Below are 6,000 nucleotides of genomic sequence, written 5' to 3' on the forward strand. Positions count from 1 at the left end.
CGCTCCTTGGCGTGCGTCAATCATGTCCGACCTCCCGCTAGTTTGCGCCGATATGTCGCCGCTGTGTCGGAACACACCCCGATGCGGAGCGCATCCGGTCTGTCCGTCAGAATGCGGGTCTCGCCCACGCCGACGGCCTGTTGGCCGGGCCGTTCCCGGGGCCGGGGGACGCCGGCGCTGCCGAACGGGCGTGCGGACGATGCCGACTTCGTGAGGAAAGGACGTGCGCGCGTGCGATGGGGTAAGAGTGACGACACGGTGCCCATGACGGCCGGGGCGAAGATTGTCACGCTGCTGGCCGCTCAGACCGAGAGCGCGCCACTCGAGCCGCCCGTCGGCCGGGTCGCCAGTCGGTCGTGGACCGTGACCGGGACGGTGAACCCCGCCGCCTCGACCACCTATCGGGTGTCGGCGACGGTCGCGACGTTCCCGGACGCGGATCCGGCCGACGGCCCGGACGGTGCGCAGCGCGCGGAGACCGCCGTCGCCGCAGCGGATCTGACGCTGTCCTACCAGCAGCTCGTCCGCTTCCGCGACGCGCTGAGCGCCGACGGCTACACCGTCACCGAGGTCTTCGAGGGGTGGCGGACGGTCGCCCTCGACGTGACGCCGGCCGCTGCGGCCGCAGCCCCCACCTCCAGGGGTCGCAAGGCCGCCGCCGACCCGGTCACGCCCCACCCGGTCGTCGCCACGCCGCCCGCGGCCGAGCCGGTCGAGCCGGTCGCCGCGCCGTCGGCCGAGGCCCCGCCCGAGCCGACCACGGCCCAGCCGGAGGCTGGCTCGGCGACGAGCAGAGACGCGGCCGGCGAGAGCGTCGTCAACGCCGCCGGCACCGAGGGATCCGCCGGCATAGAGGGATCCGCCGGCATCGAGGGATCCATCCCGGCAACCTCGACGGAAACCGGTGCCACCGAGGTGCTGCCCTCGACGCCCACCGCCGAGACGGCCGCCGACGCCGGTGCCGCCGAGCCCGCCGGTGCGGCGGAGCCTGATGACGGGACTGTGGCGGCCGACGCAGCGCAGGCCACCGGCGCAGCGGAGGCTGCCGATGGGACTGCGGCTGCCGATGGGACTGCGGCCGCAGACGGGGCCGAGCCTGTCGATGCGGCCGGGGCTGCTGAGAAGGCCGAGCCTGCTGAGAAGGCCGAGGCCGCCGATCCCACGGAGAAGGCAGCGGAGGGCACGAGCGACGACGCGACCGTGGTCGCCGCGGCGGGTCGCAAGGGCCGCAAACGGCGCGGTGACGCCGAGGCGGCCCGTTGCGGGGCCCGGCGCGGACTGCTCCGTCGTCGACCCGCCGAGGTTGTCGCCACGGCCGCCGCGACTGCTGCTCCGGCCGTGACTGCTGCTCCGGCCGTGACTGCTGCGCCGGCCGCGTCCGGAGCGCCGGCTCCCACTGCCGAGACGATCGGCCCCGCTGACGCCGAGACCGGGGAGGGGACCGCAGGCAAGGCGGGCGACGACACCGCCTCCTGAGTGTCCTCAGCGAACCGCCGCCCGGCGAGAGGTTGTCGGGCGAGCGGGTCGCTGCGCGCCCCGTCTCGGGGGCCGGGGGCCGGAAGCCGTGGACCGGGCCGGTCAGTCGGCGGGGGCGGCCGCGCCGGTGGTATCGACTGCGGAGGCGGGGCGCTGGACGCCGGCCGGGGCGGGGCCACGGGCGTCGACGTCCGGCAGGTACCGGCGCCCGAGCAGGGCCGTCAGGCCGGCGAGCAGACCCGCGCCCGCCGGCACGAGGTAGCCCAGCCGTGCGCCCCCGGTGTCGATCAGGCGGCCGGCCAGCGGGGAACCCACGGCGAGGCCGCCGACCACCGCCATCGTGAGCCAGGCGAAACCCTCGGTGCGGGCGTGTGGCGGGACGATCCGCTCCATCATCGCGTTCGCGTCGATCATCGTGGGGGCCACCGTGGCGCCGGCGAGGACGGATAGCGGGATCATCGCGGCCACGCCGACCCCAGCCAGGGGGAGTGCGAGGCCGACCGTCAACAGCGCGATTGAGCGCAGCAGCCGGGCCCGGAGCGGGCGGTCGTGCGTGCGGGCGCCGGTGATCAGGCCGGAGATTCCCGAGCCGGCCGCGAACATGCCCAGCAGCAGCCCGCCGATGGCCGCCAGGCCCTGCTCGCGGGCGAAGGCGACCATGGCCACATCGATCCCGCCGAAGCCGATCCCGATCGCAAACACGATCGCGACCAGGGTGCGGGTGTCCGGCCGCCGCATGATCCGTTCCGGTGGCGCGGCCGACGCCGGCCGGGGCCCCGGATCGGTGCCGTGCTGCAGCGCGAGCCCCATGGCGCCGACGCCGAGCAGTACCGCCGAGGCCAGCAGGCCGGCGGCGGGGTCGACGAGGGCGACCAGCGCCGTCACCAGGGTGGGCCCCAGGATGAACACCAGCTCGTCGATCGCCGCCTCCAGCGCGAGCGCGGCGGGCAGCAGCGCGCCACCACCCAGCAGTGCGCTCCATCGGGCCCGTACACAGGTCCCGACGGGTGGCAGGCAGCCGCCGGCGACCATCGCGGCGAGGAACCACAGCGGCCGGGGGGTGCCGGCCCACACCGTCGCCAGCAGCGCCGCCACCCCGAGCAGATGCCCGGCGAGCCCGGCGAGCAGCACCCTGGCCTGGCCGAAACGGTCCAGGGCGCGGCCTACCCGCGGCACGCACACCGCCTCGCTGAGCGCACCGGCGGCGGCGACCGCCCCGCCCACGGCGTACGAGCCGGACCGGTCCTGCACGAACAGCACCGTGCCGAGCGCGTGCATCGCGATCGGCAGCCGTCCCACGAACGCCGGCCCGATGAACCGGGTCGCGCCGGGGGTTGCGAGGGTCCGCCGGTAGACGCTTCCGACCGCGCCGGGCGCGGGGGCCTCGGAACCGCTGGCGGGGACGGGGTACATCGGGGGCGGGTCGGTCATAACAGGTCAAGAGTGCCGCACCGCACCGCCGGACGCCAACGGAATTTTCCCTGGTCAGGAGCGTGTCATGAGCGGTCCGGGTCACGTCGTCCACTCCTGCGTCGCGCCGGGCTGAGCCAATCTTCAGCGCGCAGGGTGGGGCGGGTCGATGGTGGCTGGCCTCTGGCTGCCGAGGACGGGCGGCTGGGGCCCGGGGGTTGGCCGTGCCAGTTGTGCATGGTCGGGATGCAGGCAGTGACTGGTCGCTCTCACCGAAGCAGTACTGGGGTCGCAGCGGGCGGCACGGCGGCCCCGGTGACGGATCAGGGCGATGGGATGGCGGCGGGGACGAGATGACCGCGCTGTCTTGTCGGAGTCGGGGCGTGGGTCGGGGTCGGGGCTGCGGTCGGGGCGGGGCTGGTTCCGCGGAACCTCCTGATCGTCGGACAGGGGTGGATGTGGCTTCCGGTTTTGCGGAACGCCGTGACGGCTGGGGTCGGGTCGGCCGGGTCGAGGCTGGTCGGGTCGGGTCGGGTGGGTCGGGGTGGGTCGGGTTGGGGTGGGTCGGCTCGGAGTGGGCGGCGCAGGGTGGGCGGCTCAGTGTGGGGCTGAGGCCAGGTCTGGGTGTGGTTGATGTCGGGTGGTGCATGGGTGGGGTCGGAAAAGTGTCGGTGGTGGGTGGGAGTGTGTCGGTGTCCGATGGTCCTCGACACCCCTGGACTGGTGATCATGATGGTGGGTTCTGTAGCAACTCCGACGGCTGTATCCGCGCTGGTTGCGGACCTGGTCCCCGAGAAGGATCCGGTTTCTGGGGAAGAGGCGGTTCCCGGAGCGGACTCGGGTGCCGGAGCGGATTCGGGTGCCGGGGGGGAGGCGGTTGTCGGGGAGGTGCCGGTGCGCGGGCCGGTTGCGGGCTGGGAGGGGGATCTGTTCGGGGGGATGTGGAGGGGGGTTCGGTGGCGGAGTTGGAGGTGTCGATCTGCCGGTGGGCGGGGCGGCTCGCGGCGGCGACGTGTGGCTGGTTGATGTTGCTGGCAGCGTTTGATCGGCGGGAGGGCTGGTCGGGGGTGGGGATGCGGTCGTGTGCGCACTGGTTGTCGTGGCGGTGCGGGATCGGGTCGCGGACGGCCCGGCAGTATCTGGCGGTCGCGCATGCGTTGGAGGGGCTTCCGGCGATCCGGGCGGCGTTCGCGGCGGGAACGTTGTCGTATGCGAAGGTGCGTGCGGTCAGCCGGGTTGCGCAGGCCTCGACCGAGCAGGTGTGGTTGACCCATGCCCGGTACTGCACGGCGGGGCAGTTGGAACGGGTGGTCCGTGCCTATCGGGGGGTGAGTGGTGATCGGTCCGCGCGGCGGGCGGCGCGGAAGGTGGGGTGGCGGTACGACGACGAGGGGATGTTGCATCTCACCGCGGTTCTGCCTGCCGAGGACGGGGTCCGGCTGCTCGCGGCGTTGGACGCCGCCCATGCCAGCCTGCACCGCACCACACCCCCCACCCCACCCGCCCAGCCCGGCCAGCCCGGCCAGCCTGGCGAGGTGAGCGGGTCGGGTGAGGCCGAGGGGGAGGGGCCGCCGGCGGAGGGGGAGTCCGTGGCCGCGCCGCGGGACCGCCGGGGGGACGCCGACGCGTTGATGGCTCTGGCCGACGGTTCCTCGACCGGCCCGCACCCGGCCTGATGACCCCGACCCACACCCTCACCCTCGACACCGCCGCCCTCCCGGCCACCAGCCCCACCCCGGCCACCAGCACCGCGGTGAGGCGCCCCGAGAATTCCGGGCAGTCGATCTAATAGACTGTACACGGAATGGAGTGTGTGCCACATGGCTGAACGTCGCAGGAAATTCTCCCCGGAGTTCCGCGAAGAGGCAGTGAAATCGGTGATCGAGACGTCACGTCCGATCGCCACGGTCGCCCGCGAACTCGGAATACTGGAAGGCACTCTCGGTGTCTGGGTAGCGGCCTACCGGAAGGAGCATGCCGGAGACGAGCCGCCGCTCACGGTTCCGGAACGGGCACGGCTGCGGGAACTTGAGAAGGAAAACCGGGAACTACGCCTCAAGGCGGAATTCTTGGGAAAAGCGGCTTCCTTCTTCGCCCAGGAATATCGGTAAGCTCGAAATACGAGTTCATCGACGTGGAGAAGGACACCCGCACACCGGCGGGCGCCCGAAAATATCGGATCGACGCGATGTGTCGCTGGCTCGAGGTATCCAGGTCGGGATACTACGAATGGCGAGGGAGACCGGCGTCGGCGACCAGCCGGCGCCGGGCCCACCTCACCCGGATGATCATAGCTGTGTTCGAGGGCTCCGACGGAACCTACGGACACCGCCGTGTCCACGCCCACCTCGCCCGCCAGGGCGAGACCTGCGGCGTCGAACTCGTGCGATCTCTGATGCGCCAGGCGGACCTGGTCGCCTACCAGCCCCGGCCCTGGCGGCAGTCCCTCACCGACGCCGGCCTCACCGGCCCGATCCCGGACCTGGTCAACCGTGACTTCACCGCCTCCGCCCCCCGGCGTGAAAATGGTCGGTGACATCAGCTACATTCCGACCTGGGAAGGATGGCTGTACCTCGCCACGGTCATCGACTGCCACACCAAAGCAATCATCGGTTATGCCATGGATGACCACTACAGAACCCCGCTGATTTCCGCGGCGATCATCAATGCGGCCCGCACCATCCCGCTCACCCCAGGCGCGATCTTCCACACCGATCGAGGGAGTAACTACCAATGCCACTAAGATAAGGACCGGCACCGACAAGATCAACTAACGCTTGATCGTTTCGTTGCTGTTTTTGGGTGAGCGAGCGGTTGCATGNCATTCTTCCGCGAGGGATCGCCGCGATATAATGGCGCGTGGATTCAGGTGAGGAGCCGTCACTGGCGGGACGTCTTACGGACCACATCTCTGTGGGTGTGCTCGCGCGAGTTATCCCACGAGATGCCGTGGACGAGGTCCTTACCGAGACCGGTAGGCGGGAGAAACGGGTCCGACTACTTCCTGCACACGTCGTCGTCTATTTCGTGGTCGCGCTTGCGGTTTTCCGGGACGGTTACGAGGAGGTTCTGCGCCGCCTTGTGGGCGGTCTGCGGTTCATGGCGGTCTGGCG

General features: G+C 71.6%; 7 protein-coding genes. 6 read left to right on the top strand and 1 reads right to left on the bottom strand.

The annotated features are described in order from the left end of the window. Nucleotides 1-231: 231 nt before the first annotated feature. Nucleotides 232-1,476: a hypothetical protein gene (locus UK82_RS06580; protein WP_152989816.1), complete on the top strand. Its 1,245-nt coding sequence runs from the start codon at nucleotides 232-234 to the stop codon at nucleotides 1,474-1,476. 102 nt (nucleotides 1,477-1,578) lie between these two features. Here UK82_RS06580 and UK82_RS06585 read toward each other — a convergent pair whose 3' ends face one another. Beyond that, entirely contained in the window at nucleotides 1,579-2,889 is a 1,311-nt protein-coding gene (locus tag UK82_RS06585) for an MFS transporter (protein WP_044883663.1), read from the bottom strand. A 953-nt stretch (nucleotides 2,890-3,842) separates the two neighbouring features. Between UK82_RS06585 and UK82_RS06590 the strand changes: the two genes are divergently transcribed. From UK82_RS06590 to UK82_RS31045, 5 genes are all read left to right on the top strand, one after another. Then, nucleotides 3,843-4,562: a DUF222 domain-containing protein gene (locus UK82_RS06590; protein WP_313949789.1), complete on the top strand. Its 720-nt coding sequence runs from the start codon at nucleotides 3,843-3,845 to the stop codon at nucleotides 4,560-4,562. 144 nt (nucleotides 4,563-4,706) lie between these two features. Beyond that, a complete protein-coding gene (locus UK82_RS31035) occupies nucleotides 4,707-4,997 on the top strand; it encodes a transposase (RefSeq protein ID WP_082122338.1) in 291 nt (96 codons plus the stop codon). A 173-nt stretch (nucleotides 4,998-5,170) separates the two neighbouring features. Continuing rightward, nucleotides 5,171-5,422 (top strand): IS3 family transposase, encoded by a 252-nt coding sequence (locus tag UK82_RS31040; RefSeq protein WP_255354250.1) that lies wholly within the window; start codon nucleotides 5,171-5,173, stop codon nucleotides 5,420-5,422. Then, the gene (locus UK82_RS06600; RefSeq protein ID WP_052681600.1) at nucleotides 5,412-5,630 is read left to right on the top strand and encodes an IS3 family transposase; all 219 of its coding nucleotides are present in this window, start codon (nucleotides 5,412-5,414) and stop codon (nucleotides 5,628-5,630) included. The genes UK82_RS31040 and UK82_RS06600 overlap by 11 nt, the downstream gene beginning before the upstream one ends. Before the next feature lie 116 nt (nucleotides 5,631-5,746). Then, nucleotides 5,747-6,000, top strand: a 254-nt coding sequence (locus tag UK82_RS31045) for a transposase domain-containing protein (protein ID WP_173667244.1), incomplete at its 3' end; no start/stop codon positions are given.

Origin of the sequence: Frankia sp. ACN1ag (assembly GCF_001414035.1) — a bacterium.
Classification (GTDB): domain Bacteria; phylum Actinomycetota; class Actinomycetes; order Frankiales; family Frankiaceae; genus Frankia; species Frankia torreyi.

Coding starts and splice junctions, on each gene's coding strand:
- UK82_RS06600 (WP_052681600.1), top strand. CDS start 5,412: ATGGTCGGTGACATCAGCTACATTCCGACCTGGGAAGGATGGCTGTAC.
- UK82_RS31035 (WP_082122338.1), top strand. CDS start 4,707: ATGGCTGAACGTCGCAGGAAATTCTCCCCGGAGTTCCGCGAAGAGGCA.
- UK82_RS31040 (WP_255354250.1), top strand. CDS start 5,171: ATGATCATAGCTGTGTTCGAGGGCTCCGACGGAACCTACGGACACCGC.
- UK82_RS06585 (WP_044883663.1), bottom strand. CDS start 2,889: ATGTACCCCGTCCCCGCCAGCGGTTCCGAGGCCCCCGCGCCCGGCGCG.